Raw genomic sequence first — 17,746 nt, 5'->3', positions numbered from 1 at the left:
GAGGTCATGAGCACGCGGGCGCCGATGCTCGGGCGGTTCAGGCACGGCTATGTGGCGCCCGCGGCCGTGCTGGTCGCGGGACTGCTGTACGCGCCGTTCCTGTGGACGGCCTACCTGAGCCTCACCCGGTACGACGGCCTGGAGTCGCCGGCGTGGGTCGGCGTGCACAACTTCGTCAAGTTGTTCGACGACCCCGCGCTGCTCACCTCGACCCGCAACACGCTCATCTGGGTGGCCGGCACGATGGTGTTGCCGGTCGGCCTCGGACTGCTGGTCGCGGTGTTGTCCTACGACATCAGGGGCGGCGCCTGGTACCGGGTGCCGTTCATGTTGCCGTACGCGCTGAGCGGCGCGGGCCTCGCGATGGTGTGGAGCCCGGTGCTCTCCCACGACGGGATCGCGAACCGGCTGCTCGGCGTGGACACCGCGTTCCTCCAGGTCGCGCCGCACAACACGCTGGCCATGCTGCTGGTGTGGACCTGGCAGCAGCTCGGCGTGAACACGCTGCTGTTCGTCGTGGGCCTGCAGTCCATCCCCAAGGAGCCGATCGAGGCCGCCCGGCTGGACGGCGCGTCCGGCTGGCGGCTGTTCCGGCACGTGATCTGGCCGCTGATGCGCCCGCTGACGGCGGTCGTGGTCGGGCTGGCGCTGGTGGCGAGCCTGAAGACGTTCGACATCGTGTGGGTGCTGACGGCGGGCGGCCCGGGGCGCAACTCCGAGACGCTGGCGGTGACCATGTACCGGGACACGTTCGTGGCCAGTGACTACGGTTACGGCTCGGCGGTCGCGGTGATGCTGACCGTGGTCACCGGCCTGGCCTCCTACCTCTACCTGAGGAGGCAGGTGCGATGATCCGGCGGATCGTGCTGATCGTGCTCGGGCTGATCTGGCTCGGGCCGACGTACCTGCTCATCGTCAACGCCTCAAGGCCGGCCGCCTCGTACGACCCGGGCAGCGCCTGGGTGCCGTCCGGCGACTTCGCGCTGCTGGAGAACTTCACCCGCGCCCTGGACAGCGCCAACCTGACCGACAGCCTGGCCAGCACCGCCCTGTACGCGGTCGTCTCGCCGCTGCTCGGCGTGGTCATCGGCGCGCTGGCCGGCTACACGATCGTGGTGCTGCGGCTGCGCCACGGGTTCTGGTGGTTCCTGCTGATCTTCGGCGGGACCGTGTTCCCGTCGCAGATGTTGCTCGTGCCGCTCTTCGTCGGCTTCAGCGACGCCGGCCTGTACGACACCAGGATCGGCATGATCCTCATCTACACCGGGATCAACGTGCCGCTGGCCGCGTTCGTGTTGCGCAACTTCTACACCGGCGTCGCGTTCTCGATCTTCGAGGCGGCCCGCATGGACGGCGCGTCCACGTGGCGCATCTTCTGGCGCGTCTACCTGCCGATCTCGCTCAGCGCGCTGACGGCGGTGTTCATCCTTGAGTTCACCTTCATCTGGAACGACCTCATCTTCGGCCTGACGCTGACGCAGACCGAGAGCGTGCGGCCGGTCATGACCGCACTGGCGGGGCTGATGACCGACGTCTACGCCGGCACCCCGGTCCCCGTCGGCCTGGCGGCGGGCCTGGTGGTCTCGCTGCCGACGGTCGTGTTGTTCCTGGCAACCCAGCGCCTCTTCGCACGGGGCCTGTCCCTAGGGAGTGTTTGAATGACGAGCCGGTTGCTGCAGCGGAGCCTGGGTAGCCCCGACTACGACGGGATCAGGCAGGCGCTGCGCAACGACACCTCGACACCGGTGATCAGCGCGCGCGGGCTGGAGGTGCGGGTCGCGGTGTTGCCGCTGTTCACGCACGACGGCCGCCAGGCGGTCAGGGTGTCGAGCACGCAGCCCCTGACCCACGTGCTGGTGGGCGTGGACAGCGCCTCGGGCACGGACGTGACGCTGCTGGTGCCCGAGGTGGACGCGCCGCGCACGCTCACCCTGGAGTGCCGCGACGACGCGGGCGTGGTCGGCAGCGCACAGGTCACGGTCACGCCGCAGCGCAAGTGGAGCGTGTTCGTCGTGCACCACTCGCACCTCGACATCGGCTACACCGACCCGCAGGGCACGGTGCTCCGCCACCACCTCGACTACCTCGACGCGGCGCTGCGGCTGGCCGAGGAGACCGCCTCCTGGCCCGACGACGCCAAGTTCAGGTGGACGGTCGAGTCCTCGATGCCCGCGCTCAAGTGGCTCGACGCCCGGCCGGCCGAGCAGGTCGAGTCGTTCGCCGCGCTGGCCAGGGCGGGCGTGATCGAGGTGACCGCGCTGCCGTTCCAGCTGCACACCGAGGCGTGCTCGACCGAGGAGCTCTACCGCCAGCTCCGCTTCACCGGCCAGCTCAAGGACCGGTACGGCTTCGCCACCAGGTCGGCCATGCACACAGACGTGCCGGGCGCGGTCGTCGGCCTGGTGGACGCGCTGAACGCCTCCGGCGTGCGCTACCTCGCCGCCGCGCACAACTGGGCCGGGCGGTCGGTGCCGTACCTGCATGGGGGCGACAAGCTGACCAGGCCGTTCCGGTGGCGGGCGCCGAGCGGGAACGAGCTGCTGGTGTGGTTCACCGACACGCCGCACGGGATGGCGTACATGGAGGGCAACACGGTCGGGCTGACCGACTCCTACGAGCTGGCCGACGACCTGCTGCCGCGTTACCTGTCGGCGCTGGCCACGCGCGGTTACCCGTACGGGCCGGGGACGTTCGGCTGGCAGGGGCCGGACGCGCCGCGCGAGCCGTACGAGCTGGACGTGCTGCACCTGCGCGTGCAGGGCGCGCACGCCGACAACGCCGGGCCGTCGATCGTGCCGGCCTCGATCGCCCGCAAGTGGAACGAGACGTGGGCCTGGCCGCGCCTGCGCTCGGCGGTCAACAGCGACTTCTTCGAGCACGTCGAGGAGCGCTACCACGACCGGCTGGCGGTGCACGAGGGCGACTGGACCGACTGGTGGGCCGACGGGCTCGGCTCGGGCGCGCGCCCGCTCGGCTATGTACGCCGCGCGCAGTCGGCCCTGCGCGTCGCCGAGACCCTGCACACGATCGCCGGCACCGATGCCACGGCCCAGATCGACGAGGCGTACGACAAGGTCGCCCTGTTCAACGAGCACACGTGGGGCGCGGCCAACCCGTGGGAGGACGCCGAGGAGGCGGGCGACTCCGGCGGCCTGCAGTGGACCCGCAAGTCCTCGGGCGCCTACCAGGCCCAGGACGACGCCTCCGACCTGATGCACGCCGCGACCCGCCGCTTCGCCGCCGCCCTGTCCGAACCGGAGCCGGGCACGCAGCCGGGCTCGGGCGCGGAGGCGGGTGTGGAGGGCGGCGCCCTGGCCGGCCAGGCCGTCTTCAACCCCGGCACCCGGGCGCGGACCGACGTGGTACGCGCGTTCCTGCCACGCGACGTGGTGGCCATGGACGTGCCCATCGCGCTGGTGGACGCGCGGACCGGCGAGACCGTGCCGCACCACGAGGAGATCGTGGACCCCGACGACTGGCCGACCCGCCCGATCGGCCGGCACATCCAGGCGGTCGTGGCCGACGTCCCCGGCTACGGCTACGCGCGGCTCGACGTCGTCCCCGCGCGGAGTCAGGCCCCCGAACCGGTCGAACCGGACACGGGCGGCGTGATCGAGAACGAGTTCTACCGGGTCGCCTACGACGTGCGCGAGGGCTACATCAGCTCGATCTTCGACAAGTCCGCCGGCCGCGAGCTGGTCAACGGCGACGCCGCAGCCGGCTTCGGCCAGTACGTCTACGACCGCTACGCCACCGCCCCGCACTTCAACCACCTGTCGGGACACGTCGGCGCGCACGACCGGACGCTGCTCGGCGACCGGGCCGTCGCCCGCAACGCGACGATCGTCAAGGCCCAGCGCACGGCGGTCGGCGAGAAGCTGGTGGTCGAGCTCCAGGGCAAGGGCGTCGACTGGCTGCGCACCACGATCGAGCTGCACAGGGGCGTCCCCAGGCTCGACCTGACCTACCAGCTCGCCAAGCAGGGCACCCCGGCCAAGGAGGCGGTGTTCCTGGCCTTCCCGTTCGCCACGGGCCCGGCCACGGGCTGGGAGCTGACCGGCGGCGTCGGCGGGCCGGACGTGCCGCGCTTGCCGGGCTCGGCCGAGTACATGTTGCCGATCAGGCACTGGATCGCCTTCGAGGACCCCGAGCTGACCGTCGCCTGGGCCACCCTGGAAGCGCCGCTGGTGCAGCTCGGCACCATCCACATGCCGTACGCGCCGTTCCCGCCCACGCTCGACCAGGAGGACGGCACGGTCTACTCCTGGGCGCTCAACAACATCTGGGACACCAACTTCCCGGCTCAGCAGCAGGGCGAGACGACCTTCCGCTACGCCGTCACGTCGGCGGCGGGCGTCAAGGGCAGCAGGCTGGGCGCTGCGGCGGCCTCGGGACTGACCGAGCCGTTCGTCGCCGCGCTGGTCACCGACGGCCCGCCGGCCTCCGAGACCTACGCCTCGGTGGACCACCCCGACGTGTTGATCACCTCGATCGGCCGGGTGGACGGGGAGCAGGTGGTACGGCTCCAGTCGCTGGCCGCCGAGCCGGTGACGGCGACGGTCACGGTCCCGGGGCGGGAACCGGTCGAGGTACGGCTGCCGGCCTGCGGCGTCGCCGTCGTTGGGGGGAAGCGCGCGTGAAGATCGTCGACATCCGGGCCACGACGGTCGCCGTCCCGCTGGAGGCGCCGCTGCGGCACAGCAACGGCGCCCACTGGGGGCGGTTCGTCCGCACGATCGTCGAGGTCGAGGCGGACAACGGGCTGATCGGCCTGGGGGAGATGGGCGGCGGGGGCGAGAGCGCGGAGTCGGCCTTCCGCGCGCTCGTCCCGTACCTGAAGGGCCACAATCCGTTCGAGCTGGAGGCGTTGCGCTTCAAGATCGCCAACCCGACCGCCTCGCTCTACAACAACCGCACCCAGCTCCTCGCCGCCGTCGAGTTCGCCTGCCTCGACCTGGTCGGGCAGCACCTCGGCGTGCCCGCCCACGACCTGCTGGGCGGGCGGCTGCGGGACGCCGTCCCGTTCGCCTCGTACCTGTTCTTCCGGTACGCCGCCGACGGCCACCCGGAGATCCGCACCCCCGGCCAGCTCGTCGAGCACGCCGCCCGGCTCAAGGAGGAGCACGGGTTCACCGTGCACAAGCTCAAGGGCGGCGTGTTCCCGCCGGACTACGAGCTGGAGTGCTACCGGGCCCTGGCCGAGGCGTTCCCCGGCGACCGGCTCAGGTACGACCCCAACGCCGTGTTGTCGGTGGCCGAGGGGCTGCGGTTCGGCCGGGCCATCGAGGGGCTGAACAACGACTACCTGGAGGACCCCGTCTGGGGGCTGGAGGGGCTCAGGGCCGTTCGGGAGCAGGTCAGGGTGCCCCTCGCCACCAACACGGTGGTCGTCAACTTCGAGCAGCTCGCCTCCAACGTGTTGCGCAGGGCCGCCGACGTGGTGCTGCTCGACACGACGTTCTGGGGCGGGATCAGGCCGTGCGTGCGGGCGGCGGGCGTGTGCGACACGTTCCAGGTCGGGGTGGCCGTGCACTCCTCGGGCGAACTGGGCATCCAGCTCGCGACCATGTTGCACCTCGGCGCGGTGCTGCCCAACCTCACCTACGCCGCCGACGCCCACTACCACCAGTTGCGCGACGACGTGATCGAGGGCGGCAAGCTGCCGTACGCGGGCGGCGCCATCGCCGTGCCCTCGGGCCCCGGGCTCGGGGTACGCCTCGACCGGGACCGCGTGGCCCGCTACGCCGAGCTGTACCGGGAGACCGGCGGCTACCCCTACGACCGCGACCCCGGCCGCCCCGGCTGGTACGCCACCGTGCCGAACGAGCGCTTCGCCGACCCCGCGATCTCGGTGGACGTTGCTCCATAATTGGCCGCTATGTCCGAAGAAGCGCAGACGACTCCGCCCGCCGACAACCTCGTCACCACCCGGCACACCCTGCCCACCGGCCAGGGGTACACCACGACCACCGGAACCATGGTGGTGCGCGAGGAGGTGTTCACGGACGGGGCGTTCGGCGGCCACCGCCCGAAGGCCGAGGTGTTCCTCACCTCCTACACGCTCGACGACGCCGACCCGCTGACCAGGCCGGTCACCTTCGCCTTCAACGGCGGCCCCGGGTCGTCGAGCGTGTGGCTGCACCTCGGCATCCTCGGGCCGCGCCGGGTCGTGATGGGGGACGCGGGCGGGCTCCTGCCTCCCCCGTACGCGCTCGCCGACAACGACGAGACCCTGCTCAAGGTGAGCGACCTGGTCGTCATCGACCCGATGTCCACCGGCTACTCGCGGGCGGCCGAGGGGGAGAAGGCCGAGCCGTACCACGGGTTCAGCGGCGACCTGGAGTCGGTCGGCGAGGTGATCCGGCTCTGGACGACCAGGAACGCGCGGTGGATGTCGCCGAAGTTCCTGGCCGGCGAGTCGTACGGCACGGTCAGGGCGGCCGGGCTGGCCGACCACCTCCAGTCGCGGTACGGCATGTACCTCAACGGCGTGATGCTGATCTCCTCGGTGCTCGACTACGCGACCGTGGAGTTCAACGAGGGCAACGACCTGGCCTACGCCCTCTATCTACCGACATATGCCGCCATCGCGCACTATCACGGGCTGCACGGTGACCGGCTCCTCGCCGACGTGCTGCGCGAGGCCGAGGAGTACGCCGCCCGCGACTACCCCTGGGCCCTGGCCCGCGGCAACCGCCTGACCCCCGCCGAGCGCGCCGCCGCGGTCTCCAGGGTCGCCGCGCTGTCCGGCCTGTCCGAGGGTTACGTCGACCGAGTGGACCTGCGCATCGAGCACATCCGCTACTTCACCGAGCTGCTGCGCGAGCGCCGCCTGACCGTCGGCAGGCTCGACGGCCGCTTCACCGGCTGGGACCCCGACAGCGGGCGCGAGCACTTCACCGCCGACCCGAGCATGAACGCCATCACCGGCCCCTACAGCGCCGCGCTCAACCACTACCTGCGGACCGAGCTGGGCTACGCCAACGACCTGCCGTACGAGATCCTCACCTCGCGGGTGCACCCGTGGTCGTACAAGGAGTTCGAGGGCGCGCACGTCATCGTGACCGACCGGCTCGGCGCCGCCATGCGGACCAACCCGCACCTGCGCGTGCACGTGGCCTGCGGCTACCACGACGGCGCCACGCCCTACTACGCCGCCGAGCACGCCTTCGCCCACCTGCCCGTGCCCGCCGAGCTGGCGGCCAACGTCGAGTTCAAGTACTACGAGGCCGGCCACATGATGTACGTGCACGAGCCCAGCAGGCTGAGCCAGTCAGCCGACCTGGCGGCCTTCGTGCTCGGACAGCAGGCTTGAGGCGCGGGCCAGCCGCTCCCGCAGGCTCGCCGCCAGCGCGTCGAAGCGGTCGCGGTTGTCCCGGATGACCGCCCGCTGAAGCTCGACGTCGGCCGTGAACCACGCGGCGACCAGGCCCGACGACCACTTGCACGTCGTGTCGGCGACGGCCGTCTGCTTCTCCTCCTCGCTCACACGCGGCTTCTCCAGGTCCCAGCGCGAGTCGGCGATGGCCGCCTCGGGATCCGGGTAGGAGCGCCCGGCCTGGGTCATGCACGACTGCCAGCGCCTGGTCGCCGCGGTCACACCGCCGTGCTTGGCGGCCTGCTCCAGCGTGAGCGAGTCCTGGAGGCCCAGCCAGGGCCAGTCGGCCTTGCGGGTGCCGCTCTCCAGGGCGGAGGAGGCACGGTCGAGGCAACCGCGGTCGGCCGCGGTGCCGTACAGGCGGTGGCGGGTGTGCTTGGGCAGTTTGTTGATCCAGGAACCGCTGGTGTCCGGGGACGGCGGCCTGGCCAGGTGGTAGCCGTACCGCTGGGCGGCGGCGGTGTCCACGACGCCGTAGCGGCGGGAGTTGCCCGGGTCGATCGCGGCCAGGTCGGCGGCGTTCTCGGCGGGTGGGGTGACGGTGAGGCCGCGGCGGCTCATGCACCGTACGACCAGGTGGTTGTGGGCGTTGCCCAGGACGGCCTGCTGCTCGGGAGTCGGCTTGTAGGCGTCGAACGGCAACACGAGCTGCGACGCCGAGGTCACGCCCGCCGGGGGCCGTTCGCGTACGGGCTCGGCGGTGGCGCAGGCCGCGACGGACAGCAGCAGCGCGCCCGCGAGGAGGCCGCGACAGCCGGTTTCCGGCGGCCAAGCCCGGAAACCGGCACTCCCGTTATTTCTCAGCGGCACCAGATGTCGATCGAGCTGGTGCGGTTGTTACCGATGGCGTTGTTCACCAGGTAACCGTCGTTGGAGTTGTGGGTGAAGGTGCTGTGGGCACCGGTGTACTCGGCGTGCTGCCAGAGGGTGGCGCTGCAGCCGACGCGGTTCCTGACGGAGCTGGTCTCGTTGTCCATGCTGTGCCAGGTGTTGCTGAAGTCCCAGTTCAGCCAGTTGTTGTCGGCCAGGTCGGAGTCGTCGGCCGTGAAGTCACGCCAGTGGTCGCTCTGGCCCCGGTTGTAGTCGAAACCGGCGTACAGGCAGACGCGGCCGCCGTAGCAGGTCGAACGCGGGCTGGCCTCCGCGGCGGCAGCCGGGACGACCACGGTGAACAGCGCGGCCGCGGCGACGATGGCCGCGGCCTTCTTGGTGAGCCTCACAGGTCTCTCCTAGATCGGTGAGTCGTTTCGGAACCCGTTCAGCGTGTTGGGAGGGGGCTCGGGACCCACCCTCATGAGACACGCAGAGAACCTGGTTACCAGGCTCACCACCTGGCACTTCGTCGCATTGACGCAACGCTTGCCAGTATTGGGCGGCGACTGGGGACTTACTCGACCTAGTCGGGGAGCGCCGCCGGGTTTCGGGCCAGCAGACCGCCGTCCACGCGGTGCTCGGCCCCGGTGATGAACGACGAGCGCGGCCCCGCCAGGAACGCCACCAGCTCGGCCACCTCCTCCGGACGGCCCACGCGGCCCAGCGGATGGGCCTTGCCCCACTGCTCGACCTGCTCCTCCTGCGACAACTCGCCCCGCCACAGGTCGGCCGCCCAGCGCAGCATGGGGGTGTCCACCGAGCCCGGGCAGACCACGTTGACCCTGATCCCGTCGGCCGCGTGGTCGAGCGCCATGGCCCTGGTCAGGCCGTTCAGCGCGGCCTTGCTCGCGGTGTAGGCGGCCACCTGCGCCTGCGAGGAGAACGCCTGCACCGACGACATGACCACGATCGAGCCGCCGCCGCGCTCCCTGAGCCTCGGCACGGCCGCCTTGCAGGTGAGGTAGACGCCCTTGAGGTTGATGTCCATGACCTCGTCCCACACCTCCTCGGGGGTGTCCTCGACCGTGCCGTAGCGCTGCACGCCGGCGCAGGTGACGACGATGTCGAGGCCGCCGTACCTGGTCACGGCCAGGTCCACGAGGTCGCGCAGGTCGCCGGCCCGGCGTACGCCGGCGACGACGCCGGTCACGTGCTCGCTGTCGAGCGCCGCGTCCTCGTCCACGCCGCAGAACACCACGTTCGCGCCGCCGTCGGCCAGCCGGTCGACCACCGCCCGGCCGATGCCCATGGACCCGCCGGTGACCAGCGCCACCTTCCCGGAAAACTCACTCACGCCAGCACCTCCGCGCGCCAACTCAACACCTTCGTCTCGTGCGGTCCGAGCGACAGGGCGCTCCCGTTGTCCACGGCGGCGGCCAGGCCGTCGGTCGGCATGCCGGCGAACGGTTCGAGCCCCAGCGTGTAGGCCCGGCCCCACCAGGGGTAACCGGTGGACGCGCCGAGCTCCTGCCACATCCACAGGTAGGGGAGGAGCGCCGCATCCCACTCCACCCGCATACCGATATCCCCCGAAATTTCGTACCAACCCTCGGTGAAGCCTGTGAGGTAGACGATGTCGCTCGGCCCGCCCCGCTCCGGCACCACGCTCAGATCCGTCTCCCCGCCCCCGTCGGCGGGCACCACCGGCCACCGCCACGGCCCGCCGGGCCGCACCCGGCGTCCGGCCGGGTTGATCGGGCCCGCGTGCGGGATCACCCTGACCCCGTCGGGCAGCCGGATCCGCGCCCCCGCCCGCAGGAACGGCAGCCCGTAGACGATGTGCTGCCCCCACATGGCGTGCAGCGTGAGGTCCGACTCGTTGGTCGCCCGCCCTTCGACCTCCAGCGCGGCCGTCCCGGACCGGAGCCTGAACACCTTCTCCACCCGGTACGGCAACCGCCGCGTCCGTACGCCGAGCCGCACCGCGACCTCCTCCTCGGAGTCGGCCACGACCTCGCACGACCACGGCAGCCCCGCGACCTCGCCGTGCTGGGCGAGGCGGGCGCCCCGGTACTCGCTGGGCGCGCCGCCGTTGGGGAAGGCCTCCTGCCAGCCGCCCTCGTAGTGGTCGACGAACTGGGCGACGTCGTCGGCCGCGCCGTGACGGTGGTCGCGCGGATCCCGCAGGCCCTGCGGCGAGAGCCAGACGAAGTCGGTGTCGGTGGGTTTGTGGAGGAACTCCACCACGTCGCCGCCCTTGTCCGGCACGACGGTCACGCGCAACCGCTCGTTCTCCAGCGTGACCGCCCGCAGCCCGTCGAGGGTGAGGTGCCGCAGGCGCGCCGCCCAGTTACGCCTCACTCGAACGTCACATCCAGGAACCTGGGCCGGTAGATGGACACGTCGCGGTAATGGTCGGTGTTGACGAAGCTGTTGACGTTGTAGGAGACCACCAGGCCGTTCCCGGCGACGTCGGGGTGGGCGTGGGCGTTGTAGGTGAAGACGTTCCCGCTGGTCTCGGGGGTGGTGTAGACGTGCTGCTTGCCGGTGAAGGGGCCGGTGGGCGAGCAGGAGGAGTAGGCCACGATGTTGGGGCTGAGCGCTTCGGTCGTGTCATGCGTGATCAGGACATATCCGGATCCGACCCGGGAGACGCTGTACTCGTTCGCCACCCCGCCCATGATCCTGGCCGAGTCCTTCTCGTCCGGCGACCAGGAGCCGTCGGCCGTACGGAACTCCCAGGCGCCCAGCAGGCTCTGGCCCCTGACCCGGGCGAGGTGCATGTACTTGGTCGCGCCCAGGTCCTCGACGCCGTACACGTAGGTGTAGCCGCCGTCCTTCAGGATGCCGGAGGCCCAGGAGACGCCGTGGCCCGAGGGCAGGTCGTGCACGCTGATCGGCCGGTCGAGCCGGCCGGGCGCGAACCTGGCCACCACGTTGCGGTGCCAGCGCCAGTCCCACGCGCCGGTGCCGAACCGCTCGTACTCCTGGTACGTCACCTCGACGACGCCGCCCGCCAGCGTGGCGTCCCCGGCCCAGAACCAGTGTTTGTCGTCCCGGGGCGGCATCACGGCCTCGGGCTTGGCGGCCGTGCCGTCGTGGACCGTGGACAGCCGCCCGTTCCGCTCGACGGCGAAGGAGTTGTTCAGGAAGACGGTCGTGCCGCCCTCCTCGACGACGGGCGGCCTGGACCCGTCGGGGTTGACCCGGCCGAGGAAGGTGTCGGAGAACACCCACAACTCGCGGCCGTTCGGCAGCCGCAGCGAGTAGGTGCCGTCGGCTCCCGTCCAGTCGTCCAGGCGGCTGTTGTCGTCGCCGTACGAGGTGAACAGGCTGGTCAGCCGGGCGTCGACGGAAGCGCCGCGTACGGTGGGCGCGCACGCCGAGACCGGACCGGACGGCTGCTGCGTCGCGCCGATCGACGGCGGCACGGGCTTGGGAGGCGCGGCCCACGCCTGCTGCGGCACGGCGATCAGGCCGAGCACCGCGACGGCGAGGGGGGCGAGGGAGGAGCGGAATCGCGTCATCACCGGTTCCTAAGGGGCTGGGGAGTCCCTACAGTTCTAGTCATTAGATCACTTACTGTCTAGAGTCCGGAGATCGCCGGGCCGAAAACCGGGTGCCGACCACGGAAGACGGCCGGTAACCTGCCCGGATGGGCCACGTTGAAGTAGGACATCTGACATACGTGCTGCCCGACGGCAGGCCCCTGCTCAACGACGTCTCCTTCCGGATCGGCGACGGTGTCAAGGCGGCGCTCGTCGGGCCCAACGGCGCGGGCAAGACCACCCTCATGCGCTTGGTCGCCGGTGACCTGGAGCCCGTCGAGGGCGCCGTGACCAGCTCCGGCGGGCTGGGCGTGATGCGCCAGTTCATCGGCAGCGTGCGCGACGGCAGCAACGTCCGCGACCTGCTGCTCGGCGTCGCCCCACCGGCCGTGCGGCAGGCGGCCGAGCGGCTCGACGCGGCCGAGCTGGTGATGATGGAGCGCGACGACGAGAAGGCGCAGATGCGCTACGCGCAGGCCATCAGCGACTACACCGACGCGGGCGGTTACGAGATCGAGGTGCTCTGGGACACCTGCACGGTCGCCGCCCTCGGCGTCCCGTACGACCGGGTGAAGTACCGCGACGTGGCCACCCTGTCCGGCGGCGAGCAGAAGCGGCTCGTCCTGGAGGCCCTCCTGCGCGGCCCCGACCAGACCCTGCTGCTCGACGAGCCCGACAACTACCTCGACGTGCCCGGCAAGGAGTGGCTGGAGCAGCAGCTCAGGGAGACGTCCAAGACCGTGTTGCTGGTCAGCCACGACCGTCAGCTCCTCGCCAACGCCGCCGACCGCATCGTCACGGTCGAGTCCGGCAACATCTGGATCCACGGCGACGGCTTCACCACCTACGGCGAGGCCCGCAAGGCCCGCAACGAGCGACTCGACGAGCTGCGCAGGCGCTGGGACGAAGAGCACGCCAAGCTCAAGGCCCTGGTCAACATGCTGAAGAACAAGGCCAGGTACAACGACGGCATGGCCGCCCCGTACCACGCGGCCCAGACGCGGCTGCGCAGATTCGTCGAGGCGGGCCCGCCCGAGCAGGCCCCCGGCGACCAGAACATCAAGATGCGGCTGCGCGGCGGCCGCACCGGCAAGCGCGCGGTGATCTGCGAGGGCCTGGAGCTGACCGGCCTCATGCGCCCGTTCGACCTGGAGATCTGGTACGGCGAGCGCGTCGCCGTCCTCGGCTCCAACGGCTCGGGCAAGTCCCACTTCCTGCGTCTGCTGGCCGGCGAGCCCGTCACGCACGCGGGCGTGGCCGGGCTCGGCGCGCGCGTGGTGCCTGGGCACTTCGCCCAGACCCACGCCCGCCCCGAGCTGCTCGGCCGCACTCCGGTCGAGATCGTGATGAACGAGCACGCCAAGCTCAAGAACGAGGCCATGAAGACGCTGGCCCGCTACGAGCTGGCCGGGCTGATCGCCGAGCAGCGGTTCGACACGTTGTCCGGCGGCCAGCAGGCCCGGCTGCAGATCCTGCTGCTGGAGTTGTCGGGCGCCACGCTGCTCCTGCTCGACGAGCCGACCGACAACCTCGACCTGGCCAGCGCCGAGGCGCTCCAGGTGGGCCTCGACGCGTTCGACGGCACGGTCATGGCGGTCACCCACGACCGCTGGTTCGCCGCCGACTTCGACCGTTTCCTGGTCTTCGGCTCCGACGGCACGGTCTACGAGTCGCCCGAGCCGGTGTGGGACGAGACCAGGGTCGTCCGCCGCCGTTAAAGAGTTGGTACGCCCGGCGCGTGTCATCTGCCAGCCGTGCCCATGCACGGGTTATCACGGCAAAGTGATCCCGCGTAGCCGAACCGTCAGCCTCCTCGCACTCGGGGCGATCTGCCTCGCCGGTTGTTCAAGTGAGGACCAGCCAGCCCAATCGCTCAAGCCGCTCGTTCTCAAGGAGCAGGTCTCGAACATCGCCAAGTCCTCCGACGGTTACGCCGTCAACTGGGCGGGCGTGCTCAGCAACGCCAACCCGTGGCACTTCGGCGAGCACGTGGTGGCCACCATCGTGGGCCGCGACGCCGCCGGCACCGAGGTGGTGCGCATGGACCAGCCGCTCGACGCCGTGCCGCCGGGCGGCTCCCTGGCCTTCACCGGCCAGGCGTCGGCCGCCGAGAAACCGGTCAAGGTGACCATCCAGTACCGTCCGGCGCAGTGGCGGTCGGCCGCGCGCATCCCGTCGGCGTTCCAATCGTTCCCGATCACGCGCGTCCAGACAATGCGCCAAAAAGACGGCTCCTACCTTATTACTGGATATGTCGGGAATCCGTATCAATTGCCGGCGAGCAGCCTCGTCGTGAACGCGTTGCTGCGCGACTCGGCCGGCAAACTTCTCGGCGGCGGCAGCACCTTCGTGGACGACGTGAAGGCCGGCAGCCCGCCCCGGTTCATCCTCACCGTGGCCGGACTGCCCAAGGACATCAAGGTCACCAAGACCGACGTCACCGCGAGGACCTGGGGTTCGACCGGCCGCCCGTACGAGGATCTGGCGATGGGCGGCGCGATCCCGATGCACACGGTCAAGCCCACCACCGAGCCGTTCGCGGTGGACCGGGGGAGCGAGGCGATGGCCGGAGTAAAGCAATAATCGGTATTAGTCAGTTGAAAAGGGTTGGCGAATTCGCGGGGTCGCGGTAGACAAGCGGCGGAACCGGTAGAACTACTAGTTACCGATCCATTACCTTCGGTTACATGAATGACCGCGTTTTGGTGGAGGCGCTCCGCACCCGTGACCCGGGAGCCCTCGCCGTGCTCTACGACACCCACGCGGAGAGCGTCTACCGCTACTGCTGGTCCCTTCTCCTCGACACCGAGAGCGCGCAGGTGGCGCTGCGCGACACGCTGATCGCCGCCGAGGCGCACGCGGGCGCGCTGACCCAGCCCGACAGGTTCCGGGTCTGGCTGCTCGCCCTCGCCCGGCTCGAATGCCTGCGCCGCAGGATGGCCGCGCCGCCCGGCGCCGACGAGGCCCTGGCCGAGGCGCCGCCACCCGACGACCCGGCCGACGCCGACCTGCGGGTCATGGCCTGGAACGCCGTCGTCAGCCTGCCCGTCGCCGACCGTGAGGTGCTGGAGCTGGCGACCGGCCACGAGTTGCCCACCGGCGACCTGGCCCAGGTGCTCGCGATCCCGCCGCGCCAGGTCGAACAGGCCCAGGCGCAGGCGCGCGAGCGCCTGACCGACGCGATCACCGCCGAGATCCTGGCGCGCAAGGGCCCCTACGACTGCCCCCGCCGGGCCCGGATCCTCGCCGGCTTCTCCGGCGACCTCACCAGGGAGATGCGCGAGGCCCTGGTCAGGCACGTCGCCCGCTGCGAGGTCTGCGCCCCCCACCGCGACCGCCAGGTCTCGGCCGCGAAGGTCTACCGGCTGCTGCCCGCCGCCGCGCTCGGCGTCGCGCTGCGCATCAGGGTCATGAGCTGCTTCGTTGACCCCGAGCTGCTGCCCTACCGCCGTTACGTCGCCAGGCGTACGGCCTCCCTGGACGCCGCCGGGTTTCCCGTTCCCACGCAGAAGGCGGCTCGAAGGTGGCCTCAGGCGGTGGCGGGCGCGCTGGCGGCGGTCGCGACCGTGGTGGCGATAGCGGTGATCTTCAACCAGTTCGGCAAGGACAACGGCGGTCTCGCCGGGGTGGCGACCGCGGCGTTCCCCGCCACGGGTGAGCCGCCCGGCATCAGACTGCCCTGGCAGCCCGACCCCCAGGACGTGTCGTTGACCGTAGAGCCCATCCTCGACAGCGCCGCCCCCGAGCCGTTCGGCCTGCTCGGCTCGACGACGCCCGTGCCGCCGGCCCTGCTCGTGCCCGCGCACGTGACCGCGCACGTCACCACGCCGCCCGGCGAGCCCACCGACCCCGAGCCCGCCGAGCCGCAGCCGACGCCCCCCGACGGCCCGACCCAGGTCGAGCCCCCCGGTCCGACGTACGGCGAGCCCGGCCGGCCGACGCACGGGGAGCCCGGTCACCCGCCGCACGGCGAGCCGGGCCGTCCGCCCCACGGCGACCCGGGAACGCGTCCTCCCAGCCGCACGCCACCCGTGCCCACCCCGACCCCGACCCCCACCGAGACGCCCGCGCCGACCACCACGCCCTCGGAGACGGCGACCCCCACCCCCACGCACGCCCCCACGCGCACCCCCACCGAGGAGCCCGTCACGCCGGTCGAGAGCGGCTGAGCGGGCCGTGGAGGCGTTCGAGGTGCGCCAGGACCCGCACTTAGGCTGCCGGGTCTGCCCGCTGCCCGTCCCGCGGAGGGTGGCCGAGCTGGTGCCAAGAGGTCACCACGTCGACTGGCCGACCTGGCTCGACCACGGCCCGCGCATGCTGCGCCACGTGCTCGACCTGTGCCGCCTGCGCACCGCGCGCGGCCTGGCCGTCCTGTCGTGGCTGGCCGGGGGCCCGCAGCCGGACGAGCTCGACTGGCTCTGGGACGCCCGCCGCCTGACCGGCCCCCGCCAGGAACGCATGTACGCCGCCGCCGCCGCCGTCCCCGATCCGGTGCTCGGGCTGGTGACGGCCAACTGGACCTGGGTGCTCGACACCTGCCACGGCGGCCGGGTCACCGCCGCCTACCTGGCGGGCACCGCGTACCCGGGCGACGGGCACGCCGCCGCCGACGCCACGATGACCCTGTTCCAGACCTACGACCGGCATCCGGAGGCCAGGCCGGCCATCGCGGCGGCGTGGGCCACGGCCCGGGTGACCGCCGACTGGTGCAAGGCGGCCGAGTTGCACGCCGCGTACGGCGGCCGGCCGCCCGTTTTCACGTACCCGAGAGCCGTGCGTCCGGCGGTAGCCGGCATCCGTCCGTGGATCGAACGCCTGTTCCGCCTGCGCTGACTACGTTACGTGAGCGCATGCGCGGGAACTGTGTGCATAGAGTAACCATCTGTTTTCAGGGGGACCTATGCGCTCAATTCGGGCCGGACTCCTGGCGTGCGCCCTGCTTTTCACCTTGTGTCCGCCGGTGGCGGCCGACCCCGTGCCGTCGGCCAGGGACGTGAAGAAGGCGCGCGAGACCGCCCGCCACCGGTCGAAGGAGCTGGGGGTGGCCAGTGCCGGGCTGGCGGTGGCCCAGGCCCGGCTGGACGAGCTGGCGGCCGGCGTGGAACGGCAGGTGGAGGCGTACAACGGCGAGCTGGTCCGGCTCCGGGTGGCCGAACAGGCGTACGCGCAGGCCAAGGAGCGGCAGACGGCGGCCGGCGCCGAGGCCGAGCGGGCCCGGCAGGCCGTCGCCCTGCTCGCGGCGGAGAGCTACGGCGGCATGACGGCCGTGGACCCCATGGTCGGCATGCTCATCGACGAGGGCGGCACGGACGGCTTCCTGCACCGGGCGAGCGTGCTCGACCACCTCGGCGACGAGCGGTCCGAGATCCTGCGCAGGATGCGCGACGCCCAGGAGGTGGCCACCATCCTGGGCAAGCAGGCACAGAACGCCTACGACACCCAGCAGGCGGCCTCGGAGCGCGCCCGGCGGGCGAAGCTCGCCGCGGAGGCGGCGGTGGCCCGGCAGCGCCGCGAGACGCGGACCCTGCGCCTGGAGCGGAAGGAACTGCAACAGCGGGTGAACGCCGCCCGCAGCCGAGCCGAGCTGCTGGCCAGGCGGCGGACGGTGGCACTGTCCGCGGCCGGTCTCGCGGCGGGCTCGGCGGGCGGCAACCTGGCCGCCAACTGGGCGCTGACCCAGCTCGGCAAACCGTACGTGTGGGCCGCCGCCGGCCCCGACACCTACGACTGCTCCGGGCTCGTGATGCGTGCCTGGGAACAGGTGGGCGTGCGCCTGGACCACTGGACCGGGACCCAGTGGACCTCCGGCCCGCACGTGCCGATGGACCAGCTACGCCGCGGCGACCTGCTGTTCTTCGGCCGGATCACCGACGACCCCGGGACGATCCACCACGTCGGCATCTACGTCGGCCAGGGCCAGATGGTGCACGCGCCGCAGACCGGCGACGTCGTGCGGGTGGCCTCGATCTGGAGAGGGGACCTGGTGGGCGCCACCAGGCCCCAGTGA

Annotated in this window: 15 protein-coding genes; 10 read left to right on the top strand and 5 right to left on the bottom strand. The window is 71.4% G+C overall.

Going from position 1 to position 17,746, the window contains the following annotated elements; all coding sequences use genetic code 11:
- Positions 1–6 precede the first annotated feature (6 nt).
- Genes DMB42_RS35110 through DMB42_RS35090 form a run of 5 tightly spaced genes read left to right on the top strand, consistent with a single transcriptional unit; the run spans position 7 to position 7,315 of the window.
- Positions 7–852 carry a carbohydrate ABC transporter permease gene (locus tag DMB42_RS35110; RefSeq protein ID WP_260478134.1) on the top strand — a complete coding sequence of 282 codons (846 nt, stop codon included), beginning with the start codon at positions 7–9 and terminating at the stop codon, positions 850–852.
- Complete coding sequence (locus tag DMB42_RS35105) at positions 849–1,658, top strand: carbohydrate ABC transporter permease (RefSeq protein WP_125641790.1); 810 nt, start codon at positions 849–851, stop codon at positions 1,656–1,658. The genes DMB42_RS35110 and DMB42_RS35105 overlap by 4 nt, the downstream gene beginning before the upstream one ends.
- Positions 1,659–4,640 carry a glycoside hydrolase family 38 C-terminal domain-containing protein gene (locus tag DMB42_RS35100; protein WP_125641787.1) on the top strand — a complete coding sequence of 994 codons (2,982 nt, stop codon included), beginning with the start codon at positions 1,659–1,661 and terminating at the stop codon, positions 4,638–4,640.
- Positions 4,637–5,869 carry an enolase C-terminal domain-like protein gene (locus DMB42_RS35095; protein ID WP_125641784.1) on the top strand — a complete coding sequence of 411 codons (1,233 nt, stop codon included), beginning with the start codon at positions 4,637–4,639 and terminating at the stop codon, positions 5,867–5,869. Before DMB42_RS35100 ends, DMB42_RS35095 begins: the two co-directional genes overlap by 4 nt.
- Before the next feature lie 9 nt (positions 5,870–5,878).
- Positions 5,879–7,315 carry a S10 family peptidase gene (locus DMB42_RS35090; RefSeq protein WP_125641781.1) on the top strand — a complete coding sequence of 479 codons (1,437 nt, stop codon included), beginning with the start codon at positions 5,879–5,881 and terminating at the stop codon, positions 7,313–7,315.
- Here DMB42_RS35090 and DMB42_RS35085 read toward each other — a convergent pair.
- The 5 genes from DMB42_RS35085 to DMB42_RS35065 form a co-directional block, all read right to left on the bottom strand.
- On the bottom strand, positions 7,274–8,188 hold the full coding sequence (locus DMB42_RS35085) for a hypothetical protein (protein ID WP_125641778.1): 915 nt from the start codon (positions 8,186–8,188) through the stop codon (positions 7,274–7,276). The genes DMB42_RS35090 and DMB42_RS35085 overlap by 42 nt on opposite strands.
- Complete coding sequence (locus DMB42_RS56105; protein WP_125641775.1) at positions 8,179–8,598, bottom strand: peptidase inhibitor family I36 protein; 420 nt, start codon at positions 8,596–8,598, stop codon at positions 8,179–8,181. Before DMB42_RS56105 ends, DMB42_RS35085 begins: the two co-directional genes overlap by 10 nt.
- Positions 8,599–8,774: 176 nt before the next feature.
- Positions 8,775–9,545 carry an SDR family NAD(P)-dependent oxidoreductase gene (locus DMB42_RS35075; RefSeq protein WP_125641772.1) on the bottom strand — a complete coding sequence of 257 codons (771 nt, stop codon included), beginning with the start codon at positions 9,543–9,545 and terminating at the stop codon, positions 8,775–8,777.
- On the bottom strand, positions 9,542–10,552 hold the full coding sequence (locus DMB42_RS35070; RefSeq protein ID WP_125641769.1) for a DUF4432 family protein: 1,011 nt from the start codon (positions 10,550–10,552) through the stop codon (positions 9,542–9,544). Before DMB42_RS35070 ends, DMB42_RS35075 begins: the two co-directional genes overlap by 4 nt.
- Positions 10,549–11,718 (bottom strand): DUF4185 domain-containing protein, encoded by a 1,170-nt coding sequence (locus tag DMB42_RS35065; RefSeq protein WP_125641766.1) that lies wholly within the window; start codon positions 11,716–11,718, stop codon positions 10,549–10,551. Before DMB42_RS35065 ends, DMB42_RS35070 begins: the two co-directional genes overlap by 4 nt.
- A 128-nt stretch (positions 11,719–11,846) precedes the next feature.
- Between DMB42_RS35065 and DMB42_RS35060 the strand changes: the two genes are divergently transcribed.
- From DMB42_RS35060 to DMB42_RS35040, 5 genes are all read left to right on the top strand, one after another.
- Positions 11,847–13,457 carry an ABC-F family ATP-binding cassette domain-containing protein gene (locus DMB42_RS35060; RefSeq protein WP_125641763.1) on the top strand — a complete coding sequence of 537 codons (1,611 nt, stop codon included), beginning with the start codon at positions 11,847–11,849 and terminating at the stop codon, positions 13,455–13,457.
- Between the two features lie 64 nt (positions 13,458–13,521).
- Entirely contained in the window at positions 13,522–14,322 is an 801-nt protein-coding gene (locus DMB42_RS35055; RefSeq protein WP_125641760.1) for a hypothetical protein, read from the top strand.
- 104 nt (positions 14,323–14,426) lie between these two features.
- Entirely contained in the window at positions 14,427–15,908 is a 1,482-nt protein-coding gene (locus DMB42_RS56100; RefSeq protein WP_185845017.1) for an RNA polymerase sigma factor, read from the top strand.
- 7 nt (positions 15,909–15,915) lie between these two features.
- The gene (locus DMB42_RS35045) at positions 15,916–16,572 is read left to right on the top strand and encodes a hypothetical protein (RefSeq protein ID WP_125641757.1); all 657 of its coding nucleotides are present in this window, start codon (positions 15,916–15,918) and stop codon (positions 16,570–16,572) included.
- A 127-nt stretch (positions 16,573–16,699) separates the two neighbouring features.
- Positions 16,700–17,746: a C40 family peptidase gene (locus DMB42_RS35040; RefSeq protein WP_260478133.1), complete on the top strand. Its 1,047-nt coding sequence runs from the start codon at positions 16,700–16,702 to the stop codon at positions 17,744–17,746.

It is taken from the genome of Nonomuraea sp. WAC 01424 (assembly GCF_003947315.1).
GTDB classification, from domain to species: Bacteria; Actinomycetota; Actinomycetes; order Streptosporangiales; family Streptosporangiaceae; genus Nonomuraea; species Nonomuraea spiralis.
The sequence above is the reverse complement of the archived record's forward strand: the minus strand, read 5'-3'. Positions and strand labels throughout refer to the sequence as shown.